At 71.2% G+C, this 26184-nt stretch carries 25 protein-coding genes; 18 read left to right on the plus strand and 7 right to left on the minus strand.

What is annotated here, in order from left to right; all coding sequences use genetic code 11:
- The first annotated feature begins 111 nt into the window (after positions 1-111).
- Positions 112-363, plus strand: coding sequence for a hypothetical protein (locus ABTZ58_RS24575; RefSeq protein ID WP_351360508.1), 252 nt, complete (start codon positions 112-114; stop codon positions 361-363).
- 86 nt (positions 364-449) lie between these two features.
- On the opposite strand, the gene ABTZ58_RS24580 is transcribed toward ABTZ58_RS24575, so the two are convergent.
- On the minus strand, positions 450-1769 hold the full coding sequence (locus tag ABTZ58_RS24580; protein ID WP_351360511.1) for a D-arabinono-1,4-lactone oxidase: 1320 nt from the start codon (positions 1767-1769) through the stop codon (positions 450-452).
- Positions 1729-2967, minus strand: coding sequence for an MFS transporter (locus tag ABTZ58_RS24585; RefSeq protein WP_351360514.1), 1239 nt, complete (start codon positions 2965-2967; stop codon positions 1729-1731). The genes ABTZ58_RS24580 and ABTZ58_RS24585 overlap by 41 nt, the downstream gene beginning before the upstream one ends.
- 172 nt (positions 2968-3139) lie before the next feature.
- Between ABTZ58_RS24585 and ABTZ58_RS24590 the strand changes: the two genes are divergently transcribed.
- Together ABTZ58_RS24590 and ABTZ58_RS24595 are read left to right on the plus strand one after the other, a co-directional pair.
- Entirely contained in the window at positions 3140-4267 is a 1128-nt protein-coding gene (locus tag ABTZ58_RS24590) for a ferrochelatase (protein ID WP_351360517.1), read from the plus strand.
- 8 nt (positions 4268-4275) lie between these two features.
- On the plus strand, positions 4276-5091 hold the full coding sequence (locus ABTZ58_RS24595; protein WP_351360520.1) for an inositol monophosphatase family protein: 816 nt from the start codon (positions 4276-4278) through the stop codon (positions 5089-5091).
- Between the two features lie 144 nt (positions 5092-5235).
- On the opposite strand, the gene ABTZ58_RS24600 is transcribed toward ABTZ58_RS24595, so the two are convergent.
- Positions 5236-5409, minus strand: coding sequence for a hypothetical protein (locus ABTZ58_RS24600; RefSeq protein ID WP_010035018.1), 174 nt, complete (start codon positions 5407-5409; stop codon positions 5236-5238).
- 424 nt (positions 5410-5833) lie between these two features.
- Between ABTZ58_RS24600 and ABTZ58_RS24605 the strand changes: the two genes are divergently transcribed.
- The 4 genes from ABTZ58_RS24605 (at position 5834) to ABTZ58_RS24620 (ending at position 9437) form a co-directional block, all read left to right on the plus strand.
- Positions 5834-6487, plus strand: coding sequence for a response regulator transcription factor (locus ABTZ58_RS24605; protein WP_003993508.1), 654 nt, complete (start codon positions 5834-5836; stop codon positions 6485-6487).
- A gap of 6 nt (positions 6488-6493) precedes the next feature.
- Positions 6494-7726 (plus strand): sensor histidine kinase, encoded by a 1233-nt coding sequence (locus tag ABTZ58_RS24610; RefSeq protein WP_351360525.1) that lies wholly within the window; start codon positions 6494-6496, stop codon positions 7724-7726.
- Positions 7727-8131: 405 nt separating this feature from the next.
- Entirely contained in the window at positions 8132-8428 is a 297-nt protein-coding gene (locus ABTZ58_RS24615; protein WP_003993510.1) for a DUF4193 domain-containing protein, read from the plus strand.
- Positions 8429-8441: 13 nt separating this feature from the next.
- Positions 8442-9437, plus strand: coding sequence for a hypothetical protein (locus tag ABTZ58_RS24620; RefSeq protein ID WP_351360528.1), 996 nt, complete (start codon positions 8442-8444; stop codon positions 9435-9437).
- Between the two features lie 119 nt (positions 9438-9556).
- Here ABTZ58_RS24620 and ABTZ58_RS24625 read toward each other — a convergent pair whose 3' ends face one another.
- Entirely contained in the window at positions 9557-10015 is a 459-nt protein-coding gene (locus ABTZ58_RS24625; protein WP_309094469.1) for a DUF3093 domain-containing protein, read from the minus strand.
- Positions 10016-10073: 58 nt separating this feature from the next.
- Here ABTZ58_RS24625 and ABTZ58_RS24630 point away from each other — a divergent pair, with 58 nt between their 5' ends.
- From ABTZ58_RS24630 to ABTZ58_RS24665, 8 genes are all read left to right on the plus strand, one after another.
- Positions 10074-10658, plus strand: coding sequence for a PaaI family thioesterase (locus tag ABTZ58_RS24630; protein ID WP_351360531.1), 585 nt, complete (start codon positions 10074-10076; stop codon positions 10656-10658).
- Complete coding sequence (gene dut / locus ABTZ58_RS24635) at positions 10655-11203, plus strand: dUTP diphosphatase (protein WP_351360534.1); 549 nt, start codon at positions 10655-10657, stop codon at positions 11201-11203. Before ABTZ58_RS24630 ends, dut begins: the two co-directional genes overlap by 4 nt.
- Before the next feature lies 1 nt (position 11204).
- Complete coding sequence (locus ABTZ58_RS24640) at positions 11205-11957, plus strand: DUF3710 domain-containing protein (protein WP_309094472.1); 753 nt, start codon at positions 11205-11207, stop codon at positions 11955-11957.
- Positions 11958-12114: 157 nt separating this feature from the next.
- On the plus strand, positions 12115-13299 hold the full coding sequence (locus ABTZ58_RS24645; RefSeq protein WP_351360537.1) for an alginate lyase family protein: 1185 nt from the start codon (positions 12115-12117) through the stop codon (positions 13297-13299).
- Positions 13300-13455: 156 nt separating this feature from the next.
- A complete protein-coding gene (locus ABTZ58_RS24650; protein ID WP_351360540.1) occupies positions 13456-16020 on the plus strand; it encodes a sensor histidine kinase in 2565 nt (854 codons plus the stop codon).
- Positions 16017-16700: a response regulator gene (locus ABTZ58_RS24655; protein ID WP_351360543.1), complete on the plus strand. Its 684-nt coding sequence runs from the start codon at positions 16017-16019 to the stop codon at positions 16698-16700. Before ABTZ58_RS24650 ends, ABTZ58_RS24655 begins: the two co-directional genes overlap by 4 nt.
- Before the next feature lie 74 nt (positions 16701-16774).
- Positions 16775-17173: an OB-fold nucleic acid binding domain-containing protein gene (locus ABTZ58_RS24660; protein ID WP_351360546.1), complete on the plus strand. Its 399-nt coding sequence runs from the start codon at positions 16775-16777 to the stop codon at positions 17171-17173.
- A 3-nt stretch (positions 17174-17176) separates the two neighbouring features.
- The gene (locus ABTZ58_RS24665) at positions 17177-17908 is read left to right on the plus strand and encodes a DUF3159 domain-containing protein (protein WP_309094476.1); all 732 of its coding nucleotides are present in this window, start codon (positions 17177-17179) and stop codon (positions 17906-17908) included.
- A gap of 125 nt (positions 17909-18033) precedes the next feature.
- Here ABTZ58_RS24665 and ABTZ58_RS24670 read toward each other — a convergent pair whose 3' ends face one another.
- Positions 18034-18711 carry a potassium channel family protein gene (locus tag ABTZ58_RS24670; RefSeq protein ID WP_010035052.1) on the minus strand — a complete coding sequence of 226 codons (678 nt, stop codon included), beginning with the start codon at positions 18709-18711 and terminating at the stop codon, positions 18034-18036.
- On the minus strand, positions 18711-19382 hold the full coding sequence (locus ABTZ58_RS24675) for a potassium channel family protein (protein WP_033308364.1): 672 nt from the start codon (positions 19380-19382) through the stop codon (positions 18711-18713). The genes ABTZ58_RS24670 and ABTZ58_RS24675 overlap by 1 nt, the downstream gene beginning before the upstream one ends.
- A gap of 259 nt (positions 19383-19641) precedes the next feature.
- Here ABTZ58_RS24675 and ABTZ58_RS24680 point away from each other — a divergent pair, with 259 nt between their 5' ends.
- The 3 genes from ABTZ58_RS24680 to ABTZ58_RS24690 all read left to right on the plus strand — a co-directional run bounded on the left by ABTZ58_RS24680 (position 19642) and on the right by ABTZ58_RS24690 (position 24312).
- Positions 19642-20556 (plus strand): PfkB family carbohydrate kinase, encoded by a 915-nt coding sequence (locus ABTZ58_RS24680; RefSeq protein ID WP_351360551.1) that lies wholly within the window; start codon positions 19642-19644, stop codon positions 20554-20556.
- Between the two features lie 265 nt (positions 20557-20821).
- Positions 20822-22873, plus strand: coding sequence for an APC family permease (locus tag ABTZ58_RS24685; protein ID WP_351360553.1), 2052 nt, complete (start codon positions 20822-20824; stop codon positions 22871-22873).
- Positions 22874-22983: 110 nt separating this feature from the next.
- Positions 22984-24312, plus strand: a complete 1329-nt coding sequence (locus ABTZ58_RS24690; RefSeq protein WP_351360556.1) for a class I SAM-dependent RNA methyltransferase — start codon at positions 22984-22986, stop codon at positions 24310-24312.
- Positions 24313-24557: 245 nt separating this feature from the next.
- Here the strand turns inward: ABTZ58_RS24690 and ABTZ58_RS24695 are convergent, their stop codons facing one another.
- A complete protein-coding gene (locus tag ABTZ58_RS24695) occupies positions 24558-25646 on the minus strand; it encodes a hypothetical protein (RefSeq protein WP_351360559.1) in 1089 nt (362 codons plus the stop codon).
- Positions 25647-26184 lie beyond the last annotated feature (538 nt).

Below are 26184 nucleotides of genomic sequence, written 5' to 3' on the forward strand. Positions count from 1 at the left end.
TAATGGCGGGACCATCACCTCCGCCACCCGGCGAGTTCACCCCGTCCACCGCGCCCGGGCCAGGGGCTGGAAACGGCTGTTGCTCGCCGCGGCCCTCGTTTCGGCGTCGCGATGGCCGGAATCATCACCTACGAGCTGGTGTCCGGCCACAACCTCGGCGGCGGTCGCAGCACCACCGTCGGCGACGCCTTCTCCGGCGGCGGCTCCTCGCCGGACTCGGGGGACTCGGAGAGGACGGGGACCTCCGGGGACTCCGGGACCTCCGAAGATTCCGACGCGGGTTCGGAAGGTGACGGCGGCGCCACGGACGTTCCGTCCACCGGATCCGCACCGGACGGGAAGGGCTCACCTTCCCCCCGGTGACTCCGGCAGCACCGCATCCTCCCCGGCCCCGACGCCGAGCAGCACCGGGAGCGAGGACGCGGGGCGCACCACCCCCAGCCCGTCGCCTACGCCCCCAGAACCCTCCGCAAGTAGTCGTTCCGGAACAGCCGTTCAGGGTCCAGACGGTCCCGCAGCGCCGTGAACTCGCCGAAGCGCGGATACACCCTGGAGAAGTACTCCGCGTCCCGGGTGTGGATCTTGCCCCAGTGCGGACGGCCCTCGTGGGCGGTGAAGATGCGCTCGGCCGCGGTGAAGTACCGGTGGTAGGGCGTGCCCCGGAACATGTGCACGGCGATGTAGGCGCTGTCCCGGCCGGAGGCGGTGGAGAGTGTGATGTCGTCGGCCGGGGCGGTGCGCACCTCCACGGGGAAGCTGACCTTGAGACCGGAGCGGTCCACCATGGCCTTCAGCTCGCGCAGCGTCTCGACGACGGCCGCGCGCGGAACGGCGTACTCCATCTCCACGAAGCGCACCCGGCGCGGGGACGTGAACACCTTGTAGGGGATGTCGGTGTACGTCCGCGCGGACAGGGCCCTGCTGGAGATCCGGGCGATCGTGGGGATCGTCGCGGGCACCGCCCGGCCCACCCAGTTGGCCACCTGGAAGACCCCGTTGGAGAGGAACTCGTCCTCGATCCAGCCCTTGAGCTGCGGCACGGGCTGCTCCGGGCCCGCGCTGCGGTTGTTGCGCTTGGTGTTGGTGCTGCCGGTGTGCGGGAACCAGTAGAACTCGAAGTGCTCGTTCTCGGCCCAGAGTTCCTCGAAGTCCGCGAGGACCTTCTCGAACGGCATCGGTTCCTCACGGGCCGTGAGCAGGAAGACCGGCTCGACGGCGAAGGTGATCGCGGTGACGATGCCCAGAGCGCCCAGGCCGATGCGGGCGGCCGCGAAGACCTCCGGGTTCTCCTTCTCGGAGCAGGTGAGGACGGAGCCGTCCGCCGTGACCAGCTCCAGGCCCCTGATCTGGGCGGCGATCGAACCGGAGTCGCGGCCCGTGCCGTGGGTGCCCGTGCCGGTGGCGCCGGAGACGGTCTGCTCCATGATGTCGCCCATGTTCGTCAGCGACAGGCCCTCGCGCGCCAGGGCCACATTGAGTCGCCTGAGCGGGGTGCCGGCCTCCACCGTGACCGTCATGTTCTCCCGGTCGATCCTGCGGATGCCGGTCAACAGTTGAGGGCGGATCAACACACCGTCCGTCGCGGCTATGGACGTGAAGGAGTGCCCCGAGCCGACGGCCTTCACCGTCAGGCCGTCCTCGGCGGCCTGCCGCACGGCGTCGGCCAGCTCGTCGACGGACGCCGGGGTGACCTCCCGCGCGGGGCGCATGGAGACGTTGCCGCCCCAGTTACGCCACGTGCCGTTCTTTCCGTTCGCTGTGCTGCTCAACGGAGCCTCCCCGACCCGGAGCCGGCCGCTTGAGCCGACGGTAACCGAGGAAACCCACCGCGACCGCGACGGCCCCGGACACCGCCGGAACCCCGTACGCGGCGCGCGCCCCGGCGGCGTCGATGACCCAGCCGGCCGCGGAGGAGCCGAGCGCGACCCCCACCGCGAGCCCGGTGCTCACCCAGGTCATGCCCTCGGTGAGCTGCGCGCGTGGTACGTGCTCTTCGATGAGGGACATCGTCGTGATCATCGTCGGCGCGATGGACAGACCCGCAACGAACAGCGCCACGGCCAGGAACGGCAAGTTTCCGACCAGTAGGAGTGGGATCATACTCACGGCCATGGCGCACACGCCCAGCAACCACCGGCGTTCCGGGGCCCCGGCGAAGTGCAGCAGCCCGAAGACCATGCCCGCCACGCAGGAACCCGCCGCGTACAGCGCGAGGACGACGCTCGCGGCCGCCTTGTGGCCCTCCTCGTCGGCGAAGGCCACGGTCACCACGTCGACGGCGCCGAAGATCGCGCCGGTGGCGACGAAGGTGGCCACCAGGACCTGCAGCCCCGGCGCGCGCAGCGCGCTGCCCCCGCCCTTGCGCTCGCGCGGATGCGGCTCGGGCTCGGTGGCGCGCTGCGCGGTCAGCCAGAAGACGCCCACCGCCAGGAAGCACGCGGCGAGCAGCGGACCGGCCTCCGGGAACCATGCCGTGGACAGGCCGATGGAGAGGATCGGCCCGAAGATGAAGCACACCTCGTCCACCACGGACTCGAAGGAGTACGCGGTGTGCAGCTGCGGTGTGCCCCGGTACAGGGTCGCCCAGCGGGCCCGGATCATCGCGCCGACGCTCGGCACGCAGCCGATGCCGACACAGGCCACGAACAGGACCCAGTCCGGCCACGCGTAGTGCGCGGCGAGCAGCAGGAGGGCCGCCGCCGCGAGCGAGACCAGCGTTGCCGGGCGCAGCACCCGCCGCTGCCCGTACTGGTCCACCAGCCGCGAGACCTGCGGTCCGGCCGCCGCGGCGGCCAGCGCGATCGTCGCCGACAGGGCGCCGGCCAGGCCGTAGCGTCCGGTGAGCTGGGAGACCATGGTGACCACGCCGATGCCCATCATCGACAGCGGCATCCGGCCGAGGAGGCCCGCGGCGGAGAAGCCCTTGGTGCCGGGGGCGGCGAACAGGGCGCGGTAGGGGCTGGGCAACGGGGTCTCCGGAAAGGCTCAGTAAGCTGCGAACGCAGTCGACACAGCTTACGGCTCCGCACGTCCCTTGTGCACCTGTTCGACCGATCCCGGACGGGCCCGCGGCACGGCGCCGCGCGGGTACCACCCCGCCGTTTCCCGGCTGTCAGTGCAGGGTGGCAGGATCGGAGTCATGCCAGACGCGCGCGATGTCACCCCCTACGACGCCCTGCTCCTGCTCTCCTTCGGCGGCCCGGAAGGCCCGGACGACGTGGTCCCGTTCCTGGAGAACGTGACGCGCGGGCGCGGCATCCCCAAGGAGCGCCTCAAGGAGGTCGGGCAGCACTACTTCCTGTTCGGCGGGGTCAGCCCGATCAACGACCAGAACCGCGCCCTGCTGGACGCGCTGCGCAAGGACTTCGCCGAGCACGGCCTGGATCTTCCCGTCTACTGGGGCAACCGCAACTGGGCGCCGTACCTGACCGACACCCTGCGCGAGATGGTTCGCGACGGCCGCCGCCGCGTCCTGGTGCTCGCCACCAGCGCCTACGCCTCGTACTCGGGCTGCCGCCAGTACCGCGAGAACCTCGCCGACGCGCTCGCCGCCCTGGAGAGCGAGGGCCTGGAGCTGCCGAGGATCGACAAGCTGCGGCACTACTTCAACCACCCGGGCTTCCTCGAGCCCGTGATCGACGGCGTGCTCCGCTCCCTCCAGGAACTGCCCGAGGACGTCCGCGACGGGGCGCACCTGGCCTTCTCGACGCACTCCATCCCGACGGCCGCCGCCGACACCTCCGGGCCCCTGGAGGGACACGGCGACGGCGGCGCGTACGTGCGGCAGCACCTGGACGTGGCGCGGTTCATCGCCGAGGCGGTCCGGGAGCGCACCGGCGTCGACCACCCCTGGCAGCTCGTCTACCAGTCCCGCTCGGGCGCCCCGCACATCCCGTGGCTGGAGCCCGACATCTGCGACCACCTCCAGGAGCGGCACGCGGCCGGGGTCCCGGCCGTGGTGATCGCCCCCATCGGCTTCGTCTCCGACCACATGGAGGTCCTCTACGACCTCGACACGGAGGCCAAGGCCAAGGCGGAGGAACTGGGGCTGCCGATGCGCCGCTCGGCCACCGTCGGGGACGACCCGAGGTTCGCCGCCGCGGTCCGCGAGCTCGTCGTGGAGCGCGCCGCCGCCGAGCGCGGCGAGGCGGTCACGCCGTGCGCCCTGGGCTCCCTGGGCGCGAGCCACAACCTCTGCCCGGTCGGCTGCTGCCCGGCCCGTGCCCCCCGGCCCGCCGCGGCGGGCGCCGACAGCCCCTACGCGTGAGGAGCCCCGTGACCGACCCCCTGCACTCGGATCTGCTCGAACTCGCCCAGGAGGCCGCCCGCCGCGCCGGCGCGCTGCTGCGGGACGGCCGCCCGGCCGACCTGGCGGTCGCCGCGACCAAGTCCAGCCCCATCGACGTCGTCACGGAGATGGACATCGCGGCGGAGAAGCTGATCACCGGCCTGATCGCCGAGCGCCGCCCGGACGACGGCATCCTCGGCGAGGAGGGCGCCGCCACCGAAGGCACGAGCGGTGTCCGCTGGGTGATCGACCCGCTCGACGGCACGGTCAACTACCTCTACGGGCTGCCCACCTGGTCCGTCTCCGTCGCCGCCGAGCAGGACGGCGAGACCGTGGTCGGAGTCGTCACGGCCCCGATGCGCGGCGAGACGTTCCACGCGGTGCGCGGCCACGGCGCCTGGGCCACCGGCGCCTGGGAAGGCGAACGCCGGCTGGCCTGCCGCCCCGCGCCGCCCCTGGACCAGGCCCTGGTCTCCACCGGTTTCAACTACGTGGCCGAGGTCCGCGCCCACCAGGCCGAGGTCGCCCGGCGGCTGATCCCGCTGCTGCGCGACATCCGGCGCGGCGGCTCGGCCGCGGTCGACCTGTGCGACCTGGCCGCGGGACGCCTCGACGGCTACTACGAGCGCGGCCTGCACGCCTGGGACGTCGCGGCGGGCGACCTGATCGCCCGGGAGGCGGGCGCGCTGACCGGTGGACGCCCCGGAGAGCGCCCCTCGGGGGAGCTGACGGTCGCCGGGACCCCCGGCGTCTTCGAGCCCCTCCAGCGCCTCCTGGAGGACTTCGGCGCCTGGCACGACTGAGGACGGCCCGCGTCGGTCGGCGGCAGCTCCGCGCCGCCCGGCGGACAACGGCCGGCGGCACTGCGAACACCGCGTGAACATGCCGTAGGACAACGCAGTGGGCCCCGGCGCTGGAATCGCCGGGGCCCGCCGCACAGTCCTTGATCAGACGCTCGTCGCGCCGACCTCCACACCGTGCTCGGCGGCGAGACGGCGCAGGTCGTCGAGCTCACCCTGCTCCACCTCGACGAGGAAGTCGTCGCCCTCGTCGCGAGCCCGGGACAGATCGGACTCGGTCGCCCTTATGCGCTGCAGAAGTCCTGCGGTGAATGCGTCCATGCTGCGCCCCCTCGTCCTGGGTCGTGGGTAGATGGCACGGGGGTGTGCCGTTCGGAAGGGACGATCACGTCTCCTGCGGATGCCCAGCGCCGCTCGGCCGGGCGGCGACGGTGCCGGACACCCACGCCCGCCCTGCGGAAAGCGGACGGTGCGCACCGCATGGTGGTGCGGTACCTGCAGAGGGTGATCGTGGGATGTAAAGCCGTCCTCCCCAAGCTCCCTTCCGTGGAAACCTAACCGGGGGAGAAAATCTCTTATTCCCCTGCCGCTCGCGCCCCCGCCCCCGAGCCCCCGGCACCCGCCTTACCTCCGACTTATGGCCGAAAAGGGCAGGATGGAGGGCAACACACCGACACCGTCGAAGACCCTGCCCCCGTGCGTCCCAAGAGCGCTACGCGGGTGGACATCAGGAAGGACAAGGGACGTGCGCGTACTCGTCGTCGAGGACGAGCAACTGCTCGCCGATGCGGTGGCCACCGGACTGCGCCGGGAGGCCATGGCCGTCGACGTCGTCTACGACGGTGCGGCCGCCCTGGAGCGCATCGGCGTCAACGACTACGACGTGGTCGTCCTCGACCGCGACCTCCCGCTCGTGCACGGCGACGACGTCTGCCGCAAGATCGTCGAACTCGGCATGCCCACACGCGTGCTGATGCTCACGGCCTCGGGCGACGTCAGCGACCGTGTGGAGGGCCTGGAGATCGGCGCGGACGACTATCTGCCCAAGCCGTTCGCCTTCAGCGAGCTCATCGCCCGCGTGCGCGCCCTCGGCCGGCGCACCAGCGTGCCCCTGCCGCCCGTGCTGGAGCGCGCCGGGATCAAGCTCGACCCCAACCGCCGCGAGGTCTTCCGCGACGGCAAGGAGGTTCAGCTCGCGCCGAAGGAGTTCGCCGTCCTGGAGGTGCTCATGCGCAGCGAGGGCGCGGTCGTCTCGGCGGAACAACTCCTGGAGAAGGCCTGGGACGAGAACACCGACCCGTTCACCAACGTCGTGCGCGTGACGGTCATGACCCTGCGCCGCAAGCTCGGCGAGCCGCCCGTCATCGTCACCGTCCCCGGCTCCGGCTACCGGATCTGATCCCCGGTGGCAGCTACCCCCGCGCCTCCGCAGGCGCCCCCGAAACCCACCTGGGACCCCAGAAGGCCCGTACCGCCCTTCCCGTGGCTGCGCCCGACCATCCGCATACGGCTCACGCTGCTGTACGGCGGCATGTTCCTGATCGCCGGCATCCTGCTGCTGTCGATCATCTACCTGCTCGCGGCGCAGGCGCTGAACGTGGGCAGCGACCTGCCGTTCAAGATCGTCGAGGGCAAGGTCACCAGCGACATCTGCAACCTGCCCGACCAGGCCTCGCCCAGTGAGTTCAACAACGCCATGAACCACTGCGTCAACGAGCAGCGCCAGAACGCCCTGGACAACCTGCTCAGCCGCTCGCTGCTGGCGCTGCTGGGCCTCGCGGTCATCGCCTTCGCCTTCGGCTACGCCATGGCCGGGCGCGTCCTGTCGCCGCTGGGCCGGATCACCCGCACCGCCCGCGCGGTGGCGGGCTCGGACCTGTCCCGCCGGATCGAGCTGGACGGCCCGGACGACGAGCTGAAGGAGCTGGCCGACACCTTCGACGACATGCTGGAGCGGCTCCAGCGCGCGTTCACCGCCCAGCAGCGCTTCGTCGGCAACGCCTCGCACGAACTGAGAACGCCCCTGGCGATCAACCGCACCCTGCTGGAGGTGCACCTGTCCGACCCGGGCGCCCCGGTGGAGCTGCAGCAGCTCGGCAAGACGCTGCTGGCCACCAACGAGCGCAGCGAGCAGCTGGTGGAGGGCCTGCTGCTGCTCGCCCGCAGCGACAACCAGATCATCGAGCGGGGCCCGGTGGACCTGGCCGAGGTCGCCGGGCAGGCCATCGACCAGGTGCACGGCGAGGCCGAGAGCAAGGGCGTCACCATCCGCGGCGAGCAGAAGCCCGCGGTCGTCCAGGGCAACGGCGTGCTGCTGGAGCGGATCGCGCTCAACCTGCTGCAGAACGCCGTGCGCTACAACGTGCCCGAGGGCGGCTGGGTCGAGGTCACCACCGACGTCCAGCACGGCCAGGCGGTCCTGGTCGTGTCCAACACGGGCCCGGTGGTGCCGGCGTACGAGATCGACAACCTCTTCGAGCCGTTCCGGCGGCTGCGCACGGAGCGCACGGGCAGCGACAAGGGTGTGGGGCTCGGTCTGTCCATCGTCCGCTCCGTGGCCCGGGCGCACGGCGGGCACATCTTTGCCCAGCCTCGCGAGGGAGGGGGGCTCGTGATGCGAGTCACGCTGCCCGTCTGAGATCATGGCGCCGATCAACTCGGCGACACACGGGGATGTTCGCTTTGCGCGGAATTTCGCGACGTTCACCGCATCGACTCCGTGTGTGATCGATCACAGGGGCGCCTTTCCGGCCTTCTACTCTCCGTGATCATGCACCCTGTCGGAAAGCCGGGAAAATCCCGGTTTTCGAGGGTCTTGATCACGGGAAGTACCCGGTGAGACGCCTTTGAAGTGCGGCATTCGGACCGTGTACGGTCCCCATCGCCATCCAAGCCGATCACTCGTGAGGAGTCCGGTTGGGTGTCGATTGAGTAACAGACCTTGATGTGAGGCAAAATCTCCGCCTCAGGTCGGGCACAAGTCCGGCCTCTCACGCGTTACGTGCGCTGGAGACACCGCAGACACCCAGAGGGGGAGAGCGACATGGCAACCGATTACGACACTCCACGCAAGACCGACGACGACGTCGACTCGGACAGTCTCGAGGAACTGAAGGCCCGGAGGAACGACAAGTCGGCCTCCGCCGTGGACGTCGACGAATTCGAGGCCGCCGAAGGTCTCGAACTGCCCGGGGCGGACCTCTCGAACGAGGAGCTGGCCGTCCGGGTGCTCCCGAAGCAGCAGGACGAGTTCACGTGCATGAGCTGCTTCCTGGTGCACCACCGCAGCCAGCTGGCCCGGGAGAAGAACGGTCAGCCGATCTGCCGCGACTGCGACTGAGGGCGGGTCGGCCGTGACTGGCTCGACCCCTCCCTGGAAGCGCCGCTTCTCCAAGCGGAAGGCGGACGAAGGGCCGATCGACGAAGGCCCGCAGTACGGCGCGCGTGACGACGAGCGAGGCTCCGCCGGTACGGGGGCGGCCTCGCTCGAACCGGCAGCGGACCGGGGTGACCTCCCGGCATCCGTGGACGTCCCCGCACCCGTCGCCCGACGGCGGGCGGGGGCGATCCGGGAGCGGGCCAGACAGAGCGCCCGCAAGGGCGGCGAGAGGGCCCGGGCGGGGCTCGCGTTCCTCGCTGACCGGATCATCGAACTGGCCCCGCGGGTCCCCGTGCGGGACCTGGCGACGCTGCGCAGGCAGTTCCCGGGCCTCGGGCCCGAGGAGCTGGCGGACAAGCTCGTCGCGGGCGCGGCGAAGGCGACGGCGACGGTCGGGGCCGGCGTCGGAGCGGCGGCCATGCTGCCCGTGCCGCCCGCGATGCCGACGGAACTGGCCGCCGAGGTCACCGGCGTCGCCGCGATCGAGCTGAAGCTGATCGCCGAACTCCACGAGGTCTACGGCGTACGGCCGCCCGGCAGCCTCAAGCAGCGCAGCACCGCCTACCTCGACTCGTGGTCGGGGGAACGCGGCATCGACACGACCAAGCCGTCGACCTACAGCACGGCGCTGAACAGCCGCATGAAGCGCGAGCTGCGCCAGCGGATCATGAAGCGGATGGTCCGCAACATGCCGAACCTGATGCCGTTCCTGGTGGGTGCCGCCGTGGGCGCGGCCATGAACCGCAGTGAGACGAGAAAGCTCGCCGCGCGGATCCGTCAGGACCTGCGCAGGATCCAGGTGCCCTGGGACGCCCTGGACGCGCTGCCCGCCCTGGAACAGCCGGCGGACGCCCTGAGGATGGGCGCGATCACCCACGACCCCCTGGGCCACCACGACGACGAGCGCGAGGGCGGCGCGGACGATAAGCGCGACGGCGGAGCCGACGGCGGGCGCGACGGCGGGCGCTGAGGCCCGCCGTCCGTCTCCGGAGGGAAGCCCGCCGACCGGACAGGTCACCAGCTGCCGGGCGAGGCCCATAGCTGCCGGGCGAGGCCCAGAGCTGCCGGGTGAGGAACCGAGCGGCTGTGCTACTGCGGCTTCGCCGCGCGCAGCGCCTGCGCCAGCCGCTCCGGCTCGCGCGTGGACAGGTACAGGTAGGGCGTCGGGTCCTGCGGGTCAGTGACCTCCACGCGCAGGGCCGTGGGGATGTAGGCGCGCAGCAGCAGGAAGGCGCGCGGGTCGGCCTTGTGGGTGCGCCAGGCGCGGGCCTCCTCCGCGTCCAGCACCTCCGCCTCGCCCAGTGCCGCCAGCGGGATCCGCGCCTCCCCGGCGATCAGGGAATCGCCCACGACACGGATGCGGACCGAACCGTACGAACTCGCGGCGACGGCCGCGACCGCGGTGCCCCCGGCCAGCCCGCCGAGCATCGGCAGCGTGCCGAACGGGAGGAGGACCAGGGCCATGGAGACGCCCACGAGGAACGAGATCAGCCACCAGGTCCGCGGGGCGGTGAGGCGTTCTTCGTAGGGGGCGGCGGAGAGCTGCATGGAGCCAAGCTTGGCACGGTGTCCGGAAGGGGCCGACGCGCGGGTAAGGTCTGCGCCTGTGAGTGGTACTTCCGCAGCCCTTCAGCCCCCGGCCGACGCCGTCCGACCGGTGCGGCATCCGGACGCCCCGGCGCCCGGTGAGCTCCTCGGCGCGCACTACGGCCAGTGTTTCGGCTGTGGCGGGGATCAGCCGCACGGGCTGCACCTTCAGGCCCGGGCCGGCGAGGGCGTCTCCCTCACCGCCGAGTTCACCGTGCAGCCCGCCCACCAGGGGGCGCCGGGACTGGCGCACGGCGGTGTGCTCGCCAGTGCCCTGGACGAGACCCTCGGCTCGCTGAACTGGCTGCTGCGCACGATCGCCGTGACCGGACGGCTGGAGACCGACTTCGTACGGCCGGTGCCGGTCGGCACCACGCTGCACCTGGAGGCGGAGGTGACGGCCGTGGCCGGGCGGAAGATCTACTCGACCGCGACCGGCCGGGTCGGCGGCCCCGACGGTCCCGTCGCCGTGCGCGCCGACGCGCTGTTCATCGAGGTGAAGGTCGACCACTTCGTCGACCACGGCCGCCAGGAGGAGATCCAGGCGGCCTTGAACGACCCGGACCAGGTCCGGCGCGCGCGTGCCTTCGAGGTGAACCCGTGAGCCGCCGGCCCATGGACGTGCTGATCCGGCGCGTCGATCCGGACGTACCGCTCCCGTCGTACGCGCACCCCGGTGACGCGGGAGCCGATCTGCGCACCACCGAGGCGTGTGAACTGGCGCCCGGGGAGCGGGCCGTGCTGCCCACGGGGGTGTCTGTGGCGCTGCCCGAGGGGTACGCGGCCTTCGTGCACCCGCGATCCGGCCTGGCCGCGCGCTGCGGCGTCGCCCTGGTGAATGCCCCGGGGACGGTTGATGCCGGGTACCGTGGGGAGATCAAGGTGATCGTGGTGAATCTCGACCCGCGCGAGGCCGTGCGGTTCGAGCGCTTCGACCGGATTGCCCAACTGGTCGTCCAGCAGGTCGAGAGGGTCCGCTTCCAGGAGGTGGCGGAGCTTCCCGGCTCCGCGCGGGCCGAGGGGGGCTTCGGGTCCACCGGAGGCCATGCGGCGGTGGACGGCAGCGGCACAAGCGGTCAGGCCGCCCTGGGCGGTCAGGCGGGTGGGAATCGATACGCTTCGGTCGTATCCGACCGGGAAGGACAGTGACGTGTTCGGACGTCGCAAGAAGAGGGATGCCGCCGAGGACGCGGCCGGCGAGGCCGAGCAGGTCGTCGACGGTGTCGACACCGAGGCGGACGAAGAGGGCGGGCGCCTGAGGCTCGAACCGGCGCCGCGCCCCGACGGACCCTGGGACAGCTCCGAGGTGCGCGACCCGGCCGAGGGCCGGGTGGACCTGGGGGGCCTGTTCGTGCCGGGCGTCGACGGCATGGAGCTCAGGGTCGAGGTCGCGGGCGACGCGATCGTCGCGGCGACGGTCGTGCTGCGCGACAGCGCCATCCAGCTGCAGGCCTTCGCCGCGCCCAAGCGCGAGGGCATCTGGGGCGAGGTGCGCGAGGAGATCGGCACCGGCATCACCCAGCAGGGCGGCATCGTCGACGAGGTCGAGGGTCCGCTGGGCTGGGAGCTGCGTGCCCAAGTGCCCGTCCAGCTGCCGGACGGCACCGGCGGCTTCCAGGTCGTGCGGTTCGTCGGCGTGGACGGCCCCCGCTGGTTCCTGCGCGGGGTCATCTCCGGCCAGGGCGCGGTGCAGCCGCAGGCCGCCGGGCTGCTGGAGCAGATCTTCCGGGACACGGTCGTGGTCCGCGGCGAGGGCCCGATGGCGCCCCGCGACCCGATCGTCCTGAAGCTGCCGAACGACGCCCAGATGGTCCCCGAGGGCGTGCAGCAGGAGGAGGGCTCCCGTTTCGCCGGCGGAATGGGCCAGCTCCAGCGCGGACCGGAGATCACCGAGGTCCGCTGACGCGCGGAGACACACCAGGGCCGCACCCCACCGGGGCGCGGCCCTTCGTCGTGCGCGGAACCTTGACGGCGCATTGGTCTGTACCTACCGTCTCCGACCACGCGCCCGTTCATAAAGGCGCTTTGCGTTCACATACGAGAACAGAAGGCCCCCACGCATGCGCAGAACCGCTCTCTTCGCGGCCGCGGCCGCCCTCGTCGCCGGAGTCCTCGCCTGGCCCGCCGGAGCCGCCCCCAGCGCCCCCGCCGCCCCCGCGGCCTTCGTCCACCCCGGCGTCACCGTCTCCAAGGGCCAGTTGGACTTCGCCCGGTCCAAGGTCACCGCCGGCGCCCAGCCCTGGAAGGGCGCCTTCGACCAGATGATGGCGAGCAGGTACGCCGACCTGAACCGCACACCCAAGCCCCGGGCGGTCGTCGAGTGCGGCTCGTACTCCAACCCCAACTACGGTTGCACCGACGAACGCGAGGACGCGATCGCCGCGTACACCCACGCCCTGGCCTGGTACATCACGCGCGACGAACGGCACGCGCGCAAGGCCATCGAGCTGATGGACGCCTGGTCCGCCGTGATCCGCGACCACACCAACAGCAACGCGCCCCTGCAGACCGGCTGGGCGGGCTCCTCCTGGCCCAGGGCCGCCGAGATCATCAAGTACACGTACACCGGGACCTGGGCCGGCTCCGGGCGCTTCGCCACCATGCTCCGCACCGTCTACCTGCCCGAGATCATCAACGGCTCCAACTCCAACGGGAACTGGGAGCTGTCGATGATGGAGGCCGCCGTCGGCATCTCCGTCTTCCTGGAGGACAAGGCGTCCTACGACAAGGCCATGGCGAAGTTCCGCACCCGGACGGCCGCCTACGTCTACCTGGAGTCCGACGGCGCGCTGCCGAAGACCGTCCCCAGCCAGAACCTCGACACCCGGGACAAGATCGTCAAGTACTGGCAGGGGCAGTCGACCTTCGTCAACGGGCTCAGCCAGGAGACCTGCCGCGACTTCACGCACACCGGCTACGGCCTCTCGGCCATCTCGCACGTCGCCGAGACCAGCCGGATCCAGGGCCAGGACCTCTACGGCACGGACGTGGGGGAGCGGCTGCGGCACGGGCTCGGCTTCCACGCCAAGTACGAGCTCGGCGGCGCCGTCCCGAGCTGGCTGTGCGGCGGCTCGCTCAAGCCCGGACTCGGCCCGATACCCGAGGTCGGCCACAACGCCCTCGCCAACCGCCTCGGGCACGCCATGACCAATACCGAGACGCTGACCCTGCGCGGCCGCCCGGCCGGCAGCAACAACCTCTTCGTCGCCTGGGAGACCCTCACCCACGGCGACAACCCCGCCTGAGGCCTCCGCCCGGCCGGGCGCGTCAGGGTTCCGTCAAAGACGGTCCCGCGGACCCGTCCGGCACCGGCACGCCGCCGCGGCCGGCCGTAAGGTCGACGCTGCGCAGGCAGCGGAGCTCGACGCTGCGCGGGCAGCGGACCGGAAGACAATGGGGCCATGGCACGCGGCAAGCTACGGATCTACCTCGGTGCGGCACCGGGCGTCGGCAAGACGTACGCGATGCTGTCCGAGGCGCACCGCCGCGTCGAGCGGGGCACCGACTGCGTGGTCGCCTTCGCCGAGCACCACGGCCGGCCCCGCACCGAGGTGATGCTGCACGGCCTCGAGCAGGTGCCGCGCCGGGAGCTGGAGTACCGCGGGGGCGTCTTCCCCGAGATGGACCTCGACGCCGTGCTCGCCCGCGGGCCCCAGGTCGCCCTGGTGGACGAACTCGCCCACACCAACGTCCCCGGCTCCCGCAACGCCAAGCGCTGGCAGGACGTGGAGGAACTGCTGGCGGCCGGCATCGATGTCGTCTCGACCGTCAACATCCAGCACCTGGAGTCCCTCGGCGACGTCGTCGAGTCGATCACCGGCGTGCGGCAGCAGGAGACCGTGCCGGACGAGGTGGTGCGGCGGGCCGACCAGGTCGAGCTGGTCGACATGTCGCCCGAGGCGCTGCGGCGGAGGATGGCGCACGGCAACATCTACCAGCCCGACAAGGTCGACGCGGCCTTGTCGAACTACTTCCGCCCCGGCAACCTCACCGCCCTGCGCGAGCTGGCCCTGCTGTGGGTGGCCGACCGGGTCGACGCCCACCTCACCCAGTACCGCAGCGAACACCGGGTCTCGCGGATATGGGGCTCGCGGGAGCGGATCGTGGTCGGCCTGACCGGCGGCCCCGAGGGCCGTACGCTCATCCGACGCGCCGCCCGGCTGGCCGAGAAGGGCGCCGGCGGCGAGGTGCTCGCCGTGTACATAGCGCGCAGCGACGGGCTGGCCTCCGCCTCGCCCAAGGAACTGGCCCTCCAGCGAACGCTGGCCGAGGACCTCGGCGGCACCTTCCACCACGTGGTCGGCGACGACATACCGGCCGCTCTGCTCTCCTTCGCCCGCGGTGTGAACGCCACCCAGATCGTCCTCGGCTCCTCCCGCCGCAAGACCTGGCAGTACGTCTTCGGGCCCGGCGTCGGCGCCACCGTCGCGCGGGAGTCCGGGCCCGACCTCGACGTGCACATCGTCACCCATGACGAGGTCGCCAAGGGCCGCGGCCTGCCGGTGGCCCGGGGCGTGCGCCTCGGGCGGTCCCGGCGGGTGTGGGGCTGGATCGCCGGTGTCGCCGGGCCGCCGGTCCTGACGGCACTGCTGAGCACCGTCGAACTCGGCCTCGCCAACGACATGCTGCTGTTCCTGGCGCTGACGGTGGCGGCGGCCCTGCTCGGCGGGCTGGCGCCGGCCCTGGCCTCGGCGGCCGTCGGGTCGCTGCTGCTGAACTACTTCTACACACCGCCGCTGCACCGGTGGACCATCGCCGACCCGAAGAACATCGTCGCCATCGTGATCTTCGTGGCCGTCGGCGCGGCGGTGGCCTCCGTGGTCGACCTCGCCGCCCGCCGCACCCACCAGGCGGCCCGGCTGCGGGCCGAGTCGGAGATCCTGTCGTTCCTCGCGGGCAACGTGCTGCGCGGCGAGACCGGCCTGGAGGAGCTGCTGGAACGGGTCCGGGAGACCTTCGGCATGGAGTCCGCCGCCCTGCTGGAACGGGCCGGCGACGTCGAGCCGTGGACCTGCGCAGGCCGCGTCGGCCAGGGGCGTGCCGTCGAGCGGCCCGACCAGGCGGACGTGGACATGCCGGTCGGGGACCACATGGCCCTCGCGCTGACCGGCCGGGTCCTGCCCGCCGAGGACCGCCGGGTGCTGGCCGCCTTCGCCGCCCAGGCCGCCGTCGTGCTGGACCGGCGCCGGCTCCGCGAGGAGGCCGACCGGGCCCGGGGGCTCGCCGAGGGCAACCGCATCCGCACGGCGCTGCTGGCCGCCGTCAGCCACGACCTGCGCACACCGCTGGCCGGGATCAAGGCGGCGGTGTCCTCGCTGCGGTCCGAGGACGTCGAGTGGTCCGAGGAGGACCGGGCCGAGCTGCTGGAGGGCATCGAGGAGGGTGCCGACCGGCTCGACCACCTCGTCGGGAACCTGCTCGACATGTCCCGCCTGCAGACCGGCACCGTCACCCCGCTCATCCGGGAGATCGACCTCGACGAGGTGGCGCCGATGGCGCTCGGCGGCGTGCCCGAGGGCAGTGTCGACCTGGACGTGCCGGAGAGCCTGCCCATGGTCGAGGTCGACCCGGGTCTGCTGGAGCGGGCGATGGCCAACCTCGTCGAGAACGCCGTCAAGTACGGTCCGCCCGGCGTGCCCGTGCTGGTCGCCGCCAGCGCGCTCGCCGACCGGGTCGAGGTGCGGGTGGCCGACCGGGGACCGGGCGTCCCGGACACGGCGAAGGAACGTATCTTCGAACCCTTCCAGCGCTACGGCGACGCCCCGCGCGGCGCCGGGGTGGGTCTGGGGCTCGCGGTGGCGCGCGGCTTCGCCGAGGCCATGGGCGGCACCCTGAACGCCGAGGACACCCCCGGCGGCGGACTCACCATGGTCCTCACCCTCCGCGCGGCGGGAACGCGCCCGGAGCCGGTCCTCCCGGCGGACCCCGCGGCACCTCTGGCAGAACCGGAAAGGCAGGCCTCATGACCCGCGTCCTGGTGGTCGACGACGAGCCGCAGATCGTCCGCGCCCTCGTGATCAACCTCAAGGCACGCACGTACGAGGTCGACGCGGCCCACGACGGCGCCACGGCCCTCCAGCTCGCCGCGGCCCGCCACCCCGACGTGGTCGTCCTCGACCTCGGGCTGCCCGACATGGACGGCGTCGAGGTGATCAGGGGCCTGCGCGGCTGGACGCGGGTGCCGATCCTGGTGCTGTCCGCCCGGCACTCCTCCGACGAGAAGGTCGAGGCGCTGGACGCGGGCGCCGACGACTACGTCACCAAGCCGTTCGGCATGGACGAGCTGCTGGCGCGGCTGCGGGCCGCCGTGCGCCGGGCCGAGCCGGCCGGGGGCGGTGAGGGCGACGTGATCGTGGAGACCGGGGAGTTCACCGTCGACCTGGCCGCGAAGAAGGTCCACCGTGCCGGGAAGGACGTCCGGCTGACCCCCACCGAGTGGCACCTGCTGGAAGTACTGGTGCGCAACAGCGGCCGCCTGGTCGGGCAGAAGCAGCTGCTGCAGGAGGTGTGGGGGCCGTCGTACGGGACGGAGACCAACTATCTGCGCGTGTACATGGCACAGCTGCGGAGGAAACTGGAGGCGGATCCGTCCCGTCCCAGGCACTTCATCACGGAGCCGGGGATGGGGTACCGGTTCGAGAAGTGAGCCGTGCCCGCTCGACGGGGTCCTCGCCGCCGCGGGGCTACGGAGATGTCGGCACGCCCCGGTACGCTTCAGATATGAGTGCTGTTCCTCGTTCCGAAAAGCCGGCGGGCCGGTTCCGGCGCATGCTCGACCGGCTCTCCTCGTCGCAGGAGGACCTGGAGTCCGAGGAACTGCGGGAGGACACCGAGACGGCCGGCTGTACCCGGATCGGAGACTGCCAGGACCGCCAGATAGTGACGGTTACTGGTACCTTGCGCACGGTCACCCTGCGCCCCCGCGCCGGAGTCCCGGCCCTGGAGGCCGAGCTGTTCGACGGCTCGGCCGCACTGGACGTGGTGTGGCTCGGCCGGCGGTCCATCGTGGGCATAGAGCCGGGCCGCAAGCTGATCGCATCGGGCCGGATCTCGATGAGCCGGGGCCGCCGGGTGCTGTTCAATCCCAAGTACGAACTGAGACCCCTCGGACGGGAGTAGCCGGTGACGTCGCTCGACAAGCCGACCGAAGAGAATTCTGCGGACGACGCCCGGGCGGTGACCGAGGCCGCCCTGTTCGAGGCGTTCGGCGGCGTGCGGGGCATGGTCGAGACGGTGGTGCCCGGCCTGCTCTTCGTCACCATCTACACGATCAACAAGGACCTGCACCTGTCGGCGATCGCGGCGCTGGCCGTGTCGCTGGTGCTGGTCGTGGTCCGGCTGGTGATGAAGGACACCGTCAAGCACGCCTTCAGCGGTGTCTTCGGTGTGGCCTTCGGTGTCGTCTTCGCGATGATGACCGGCAACGCCAAGGACTTCTACCTGCCCGGCATGCTCTACACGCTGGGCCTCGGGCTCGCGTACGTGATCACGGCCGTGTGCGGGGTGCCGCTGATCGGGCTGATCCTCGGCCCGGTCTTCAAGGAGAACCTCTCCTGGCGCACCCGGAACCCGGGGCGCAAGAAGGCCTACACGAAGGCCAGTTACGCCTGGGGCGCGATCCTGCTCGCCAAGTGCGCGATCCTCTTCCCGCTGTACTGGTGGGCCGACACGACGCAGCTCGGCTGGGTCCTGGTCGCCCTGAAGATCCCGCCCTTCCTGCTCGCGGTGTGGCTGACCTGGGTCTTCCTGGCCAAGGCGCCCGCGCCGATCGACGTGTTCGCGGAGATGGAGGCGGAGGAGAAGGCCGCCGAGGAGAGGGAACGGCAGGCCGCGGCCCGCTCCGCCGAGCAGTGATCCCGCCGAGCTGGTGACGGGGCAGGGACGCCGCCGAGCTGGTGACGGGCAGTGATCCCGCAGAACTGAGTGAAGGGGCGTCCCGCGTGGTGCGGGACGCCCCTTCCGTGTGCCTGCCCGGCCCGTCAGCTCGCCGCGCTGTCCCGGCGTACCGACAGCAGGTCCTCCAGCTGCTCCTCACGGGCCTGCGCGGCCACGAAGAGGAGTTCGTCGCCCGCCTCCAGGGAGTCCTCCCGGGAGGGGGTCAGGACGCGCGTGCCGCGGATGATCGTGACCAGGGACGTGTCCTCGGGCCACTCGACGTCGCCCACCTGCGTGCCGGCCAGGGCCGACTCCTCCGGCAGGGTCAGCTCGACGAGGTTGGCGTCGCCGTGGCTGAAGCGGAGCAGGCGGACCAGGTCGCCCACGCTCACCGCCTCCTCGACCAGGGCCGACATCAGACGCGGCGTGGAGACGGCGACGTCCACGCCCCAGGACTCGTTGAACAGCCACTCGTTCTTCGGGTTGTTCACCCGGGCGACGACGCGCGGGACGCCGTACTCCGTCTTGGCCAGCAGGGACACGACCAGGTTGACCTTGTCGTCGCCCGTCGCGGCGATCACGACGTTGCAGCGCTGGAGCGCCGCCTCGTCCAGGGACGTGATCTCGCACGCGTCGGCCAGCAGCCACTCGGCCTGCGGGACGCGCTCGACCGAGATGGCGGTCGGCGCCTTGTCGATCAGCAGGACCTCGTGGCCGTTCTCCAGCAGTTCGCCCGCGATCGAGCGGCCGACCGCGCCGGCTCCGGCAATGGCGACCCTCATCAGTGACCGCCCTCCTCTTCGGGACCCTTGGCGAACGCCGCCTCGACCTTGTCGACCTCGTCGGTGCGCATCATCACGTGCACCAGGTCGCCCTCCTGCAGCACCGTCTGCGAGGTGGGCAGGACCGCCTCGCCGAGCCGGGTCAGGAACGCCACGCGCACGCCGGTCTCCTCCTGGATCCGGCTGATCTTGTGGCCTACCCAGGCGGTGGAGGTGTGCACCTCGGCGAGCTGGACACCGCCGGTCGGGTCGCGCCACAGCGGCTCGGCGCCGGAGGGGAGCAGCCGGCGCAGCATCTGGTCGGCCGTCCAGCGGACGGTCGCGACGGTGGGGATGCCCAGCCGCTGGTAGACCTCGGCGCGGCGCGGGTCGTAGATGCGGGCGGCGACGTTCTCGATGCCGAACATCTCACGGGCCACGCGGGCGGCGATGATGTTGGAGTTGTCACCGCTGGAGACGGCGGCGAAGGCGCCGGCCTCCTCGATGCCCGCCTCGCGCAGGGTGTCCTGGTCGAAGCCGACGCCCGTGACGCGGCGGCCGCCGAACCCCGAGCCCAGCCGGCGGAAGGCGGTGGGGTCCTGGTCGACCACGGCGACCGTGTGCCCCTGTTGCTCGAGGTTCTGGGCCAGAGCGGAACCCACCCTTCCGCAACCCATGATGACAATATGCATCGCGTCACACCGTGCTTCCTGCAGGCTCTCTGGCCTTCATGAATGTCGTGCTCATGTCTCTCTTTCGGCTCGCCAGGCAACACGTCGCGGCCTGAGTGCGGGCCGCCAGGCAACATCATGCCGGTGGAATCAGGCCATGATGCCCTCCGGGGGCGGTGCCGCGTCCGGCTGCCCGACTCCAACGTATCGGCAAAGCCGGGGGCGTTGCCCGGGCCCTGCCAGGGTCTCGGCGCGATCCCGGGTGAAGGAGGAATCTGCCATGACCATCGAGATCGACGTCCTGGTGCTGGGCGGCGCGGGCGTGGACACGATCGTGCACGTGCCCGAACTGCCCGTCCCTTACGCGGACAGCCACATGATCCGGCCCGGGATCGTGACGCGCGCGGGCCAGAGCGGGGACTTCGTCGCACTGGCGCTGAGCGGGCTGGGGCTGCGCACGCACCACCTCGACATGCTCGGCGAGGACCCCGAGGGCGAGCTCGTCCGGGCGCTCCACCGCGACCGGGGCGTCCCGCTCACCGCCGTCCCTCAGCCGCTCGGCACCAAGCGCGCGGTCAACCTCGTCGACCCCGACGGGCGGCGGCTGTCCCTGTACGACGCCACGCGCTCGGCGGAGACGGACCGGCTGCCCGAGGCGACGGTGCGGGAACTGGCGTCCGTGAGCAGGCACGCCCACGTCGTCATCACCCAGCCGTGCGTCCACGCGCTGCCGGTGCTGCGCGCGGCGGGCGTCACGATCTCCACCGACCTGCACGACTGGGACGGGGTGAACCCGTACCACGAGCCGTTCGCCCACGAGGCCGACCTCGTCTTCCTCTCCAGCGCGGCCCTCGCCGACCCGGAGGCGGTCATGCGGCGGATCGCCCAACGGGGCCGCGCCCGGGCCGTCGTCGCCACCGCCGGGGCCGACGGGGCGTACCTGCTGGCCGGCGGCGCGCTGACCCGCGTACCCGCCGCCAGGCCCCCGGCCCCGGTCGTCGACTCCAACGGCGCGGGCGACGCCTTCGCGGCCGCGTTCCTCCGCGCCTGGCTCGCCGACGAACCACCCCACCGATGCGCCCTGCACGGCACGGTGGCCGGCGCCTACGCCTGCACGGTTCCGTCGACCCGCACGGACAGCATCGGACCCGAGGAGCTGGAGGCCGGGGTGGCGCAGCTGCTCATCGGCGGCTGATGCTGCGCACGCTCGCCACAGTGAGGATTCCGAGGACGACGAGTGTGGCTGCGGCGCCGATCAGTTCCGCGGCGGTGTGCATGAGGGCCTCCTGGGGTGGTGACGGCCAGGTCGGGGACGGGCTTAGTCATATAGGCATGGAAGTGGCGTGACCTGCGGAATCCGCAGCCGCACGAGCCGGTGAATTCACTCGGAGAGCAGAGGGAACGCCGATGAGGGGTGGCGGGTGGGCGACCTCGCGTTCGAACGCTTACGATCCTCTGTTGTGTCCAAACTGACCGACGTGCCCAAACGGATCCTGATCGGGCGCGCACTGCGCAGTGACCGGCTCGGGGAAACGCTCCTGCCGAAGCGCATCGCACTCCCCGTCTTCGCCTCCGACCCGCTGTCCTCCGTGGCGTACGCGCCCGGCGAGGTGCTGCTCGTCCTGTCGATCGCGGGTGTGACGGCGTACCACTTCAGTCCGTGGATCGCGGTCGCGGTCGTCGTCCTGATGTTCACCGTCGTGGCCTCGTACCGTCAGAACGTGCACGCCTACCCCAGTGGCGGCGGCGACTACGAGGTGGCCAACACCAACCTCGGCCCCAAGGCGGGTCTGACGGTCGCCAGCGCGCTGCTCGTGGACTACGTCCTCACCGTCGCCGTCTCGATCTCCTCCGGCATCGAGAACCTCGGCTCCGCGATCCCCTTCGTCGTCGAGCACAAGGTCGCCTGCGCGCTCGGCGTGATCGTGCTGCTGACCCTGATGAACCTGCGCGGTGTGCGCGAGTCGGGCACCCTCTTCGCGATCCCGACGTACGTCTTCGTCGCCGGTGTCTTCACCATGCTCGCGTGGGGCGCCTTCCGCGGACTCGTCCTGGACGACAGCATGCGGGCACCGACCGCGGACTACGTCATCAAGCCCGAGCACCCGGGCCTGGCCGGCTTCGCCCTGGTCTTCCTGCTGCTGCGCGCCTTCTCCTCCGGCTGCGCCGCCCTCACCGGCGTCGAGGCGATCTCCAACGGCGTGCCGGCCTTCCGCAAGCCCAAGTCGAGGAACGCCGCGACCACGCTGGCGATGATGGGCCTGCTGGCCGTCACCATGTTCTGCGGCATCATCGCGCTGGCCGCGGCGACCGACGTGCGCATGGCCGAGAACCCGGCCAAGGACCTCGTCCACAACGGCGTCCCGCTCGGCCCCGACTACGTGCAGAACCCGGTGATCTCCCAGGTCGCCGAGGCCGTCTTCGGCAAGGGCAGCTTCCTGTTCGTCGTCCTGGCGGCGGCCACCGCGCTGGTGCTGTTCCTCGCCGCCAACACCGCCTACAACGGCTTCCCGCTGCTCGGCTCGATCCTCGCCCAGGACCGCTACCTGCCGCGCCAGCTGCACACCCGCGGCGACCGCCTGGCCTTCTCCAACGGCATCGTGCTCCTCGCGGGCGCCGCCGCCCTGCTGGTCGGGGTCTACGGCGCCGACTCCACCCGCCTGATCCAGCTGTACATCGTCGGCGTCTTCGTGTCCTTCACGCTCAGCCAGACCGGCATGGTCCGGCACTGGAACCGCCACCTGGCCACCGAGAAGGACCAGGCAAAGCGCCGCCACATGATCCGCTCGCGCGCCATCAACGCCTTCGGCGCGTTCTTCACCGGCCTGGTGCTGGTGGTGGTCCTCGTCACCAAGTTCACGCACGGCGCCTGGGTCGCCCTGCTCGGCATGGTGATCTTCTACGCGACGATGACGGCCATCCGTAAGCACTACGACCGGGTCGCCGCCGAGATCGCCGCCCCCGACGGCCCGAGCGACGACAGCGTCCGGCCCTCCCGGGTCCACTCGGTCGTGCTGATCTCCAAGATCCACCGCCCGACGCTGCGCGCCCTGGCCTACGCCAAGCTGATGCGCTCGGACACCCTGGAAGCCCTCAGCGTCAACGTCGACCCGGCCGAGACCAAGGCGCTGCAGGAGGAGTGGAACCGGCGCGGCATCGACGTACCGCTGAAGGTCCTGGACTCGCCCTACCGCGAGATCACGCGGCCGGTCATCGAGTACGTCAAGAGTCTGCGCAAGGAGTCGCCGCGCGACGCGGTCTCCGTGATCATCCCCGAGTACGTCGTCGGCCACTGGTACGAGCACCTGCTGCACAACCAGAGCGCCCTGCGGCTGAAGGGCCGGCTGCTGTTCACGCCGGGAATCATGGTGACCTCCGTGCCGTACCAGCTGCAGTCCTCCGAGGTGGCCAAGCGGCGGGCCCGCAGGCAGCAGGAGTGGAACGCGCCGGGGTCGGTGCGCCGGGGCCCCGCGCAGGTGCGGTCGAAGGAGACCACCGAGCACAAACCGTGAGCCGACGGAGGGTGTGAATCGGCCGGGCCGCAGCCACGTAGACTGGTGGGCTGTTGTCCGGCCGTTTCCGTACGGCACTTGTCCCTCACGCGTTATGGAGTCACCCCGCCATGCAGGCAGAACCGAGGAAGTCGCTGGTGGGGGAGGAGTACGAGGTCGAGGTCGGCCCCGTCGCCCACGGCGGCCACTGCATCGCCCGTACGTCCGAGGGCCAGGTGCTGTTCGTCCGGCACGCCCTGCCCGGTGAGCGGGTGGTGGCCCGGGTCACCGAGGGCGAGGAGGGCGCGCGGTTCCTGCGGGCCGACGCGGTGCGCGTGCTCGACGCCTCCAAGGACCGCATCGACGAGCCCTGCCCGTACGCCGGCCCGGGCCGCTGCGGCGGCTGCGACTGGCAGCACGCAAAGCCCGGGGCGCAGCGGCGGCTCAAGGCCGACGTGATCGCCGAGCAGCTCCAGCGGCTGGCCGGGCTCACCCCGGAGGAGGCCGGCTGGGACGGCACGGTGGTGCCCGCCGAGGGCGACAAGGTGCCCGCAGGCCAGGTCCCGGCCTGGCGCACGCGCGTGCAGTACGCCGTCACGGCCGACGGCCGGGCCGGTCTGCGCCGGCACCGTTCGCACGAGGTCGAGCCGATCGACCACTGCATGATCGCCGCCGAGGGCGTCAGCGAGCTGGGCGTCGAGAAGCGCGACTGGACCGGCATGGACTCCGTCGAGGCGATCGCGGCGACGGGTTCGCAGGACCGGCAGGTGATCCTCACGCCGAAGCCGGGCGCGCGCCTGCCGCTGGTAGAGCTGGACCGCCCGGTGTCCGTCCTGCGCGTCGACGAGCGCTCCGGCGGTGTCCACCGCGTCCACGGCCGCCCGTTCGTCCGCGAGCGCGCGGACGGCCGCACCCACCGCGTGGCCAACGGCGGCTTCTGGCAGGTCCACCCGATGGCGGCGGACACCCTGGTGACGGCCGTCATGCAGGGCCTGCTGCCGCGCAAGGGCGACATGGCGCTCGACCTCTACTGCGGCGTCGGCCTCTTCGCCGGCGCCCTCGCCGACCGGGTCGGCGACCAGGGTGCGGTGCTCGGCATCGAGTCCGGCAAGCGCGCGGTGGAGGACGCCCGCCACAACCTCGCCGACTTCGACCGTGTGCGGATCGAGCAGGGCAAGGTCGAGAGCGTGCTGCCGCGCACGGGCATCACGGAGGTCGACCTGATCGTCCTGGACCCGCCGCGGGCCGGGGCGGGGCGCAAGACGGTGGAGCACCTGTCGTCGCTGAGCGCACGGCGGATCGCGTACGTGGCGTGCGATCCGGCGGCGCTGGCACGGGACCTCGGGTACTTCCGGGAGGGCGGGTACCGGGTGCGGACGCTGCGGGCGTTCGATCTGTTCCCGATGACCCACCACGTTGAGTGTGTCGCGATCCTTGAACCGGCCGCGAAGGGCTCCTGACCTGCGGTTTTGTGTGTGCGCATTATGTGCGGTGTGGGCGTTACGGGCGATATCTTGACGCTGAAATGACGCTCGTGACGCTCATTTGACGCTCGTTCTGATGGTGTGTCACCTAACTGATCGTGCAGATCCTGCTGGGTGGAAGCGGTGCTTCCGAAGGCTGGCTTTGCGGGAACTTGAACGAAAATCAACCGAGTTCCGGACGGCCGTACTTCGGCGGGCTGGACGTTTCGCGGAGCGGGCGCTCAGTAGGTGGGCCCGTAGGGGTTCCAGTGCCCGAGGAAGGGCTTCAGATCGTCGGCTCGTGGTTCGGGGATGTCGGGCAGTCGGGGCGGTGTGCTCTGTGGGTCGAGGCGCTCGATGGTGGCCGCTGCCCAACTGATCCATGATTCGGCTTCGATCCTGGCCTGGCCCGGAGGCATGGCGTCGACACGCGTGCGTACGGCGCTTACGTACTCCGTCAGTCGGGTGGCGTGGCGCCATGCCGCTTCCTGCGCCTCGAAGTGCCTGACGCGGTACGCCTCGGCGTAGCGGATGCGGGCTTCTTCCATGGCGGCTTCCCAGCGGATGCGCTTCTGGCGCGCTGCTTCGATCTCGTCGAGGCGTCTGCGTTCGGCGGCTTCGCCACGGAGCGTGACCTCTTGGGCGATTTCGGCGAGCTGGTCTTCGAGAGGATGGTTGGGGGCGTCGGCCCATTCGCTCGACCGGTGCGGCTGGCCGCCGCTGAGGACGAAGCGGAGTCGTTCGGACGGGGTGTAGTCGTAGCGGGGGATCCTGATCCAGGAGTTCTTCGGGGCGGCGGCGAGTTCCTTCTCGGTGGCGACGTGCTCGGTCCGGTCCTGCTCCTGTAGGACGAGAAACCCCACGGTCTGGCCCTGTGCGGTGATGGTGAAATGGGGAGACGCGCTGCGGCGGCGATGAGATGGCGGCGCGAAGTCGGTCTGTCCGGCTGAGCTGGAGTGCCCATTGGCCTCGACGGCGGTGACCAGTGCATGAATGAGCCGGAGGGCACGTCCTTGGACGGGCTTGGTCAGGCCCAGCGGCTGGGATTCGGCTTGCATGGCCCGGACCACGGTGTGTGGCCGCGCGAGCCGGGAGGGGACGGGGACGGGTTCGAGGACGGCGAGGCGCCAGGAGGGGATGTCGACGAGCTTGATCTCGTACCCGCCAGGGCACCAGCCCCCGTACAACTCCTTCGTCTCCGGGACCCTTCCGGACCTGCGTGCCGCGGCGACGCGGGACGGCCACTTCTCCAACTCCGGCCCGTTACCGCTCTTGACGATCCGCCCGCCGGCGTCCGCGAGCTCCTGCAACAGCTGCTCCGTGAACGTCACACGAGGTTGTGCGGGAGGGCCTGGCTTACGTGCGGCGGCCGGAGTCTCCTGCGCCCGGGTGGACTGGGGTCGTGGAGCGGCGGCTTGGGCCTTCCTCGGGCGAAACTCACGGGGAGGGTAGGTGCCGTGCGCCAGATAGTGTCGGCCTGCACTCGTAAGGGCTGCGCTCCACTGCCCTCCCTTCCGGGAGACCGTGACCAGGCCCCGGTTCTGCAGTGCCTGACAGGTGGTCTTGTAGGAGCTGGTCTCCCAGACGCCCGCAGGGCACCCGTCTTCCACCCACTGCAGCACCGACAGTTGCCGTTCATTGACCTGCCGTTCCAATGGCCCGCCTTCAACTCGAGGTTGACGAACGACGGCGGCATGTTGTCAGTTTCGTTCCTCAGCGACGGTTGGTTCGAAAAAGTCGCTCGAACGAGCGGGAGTGACGTGGACCGTGTCTAAGACGGTGTCCTATGTGGTGAGGCGGACGTACCGCTTGTAGCAGCAGAGGGCTGCGGCGAGGCCGAGAAAGGCCAGGTAGTTGCGTGGATTGCGT

The sequence above is a fragment of the Streptomyces sp. NPDC094143 genome, from assembly GCF_040303825.1.
Lineage (GTDB): Bacteria > Actinomycetota > Actinomycetes > Streptomycetales > Streptomycetaceae > Streptomyces.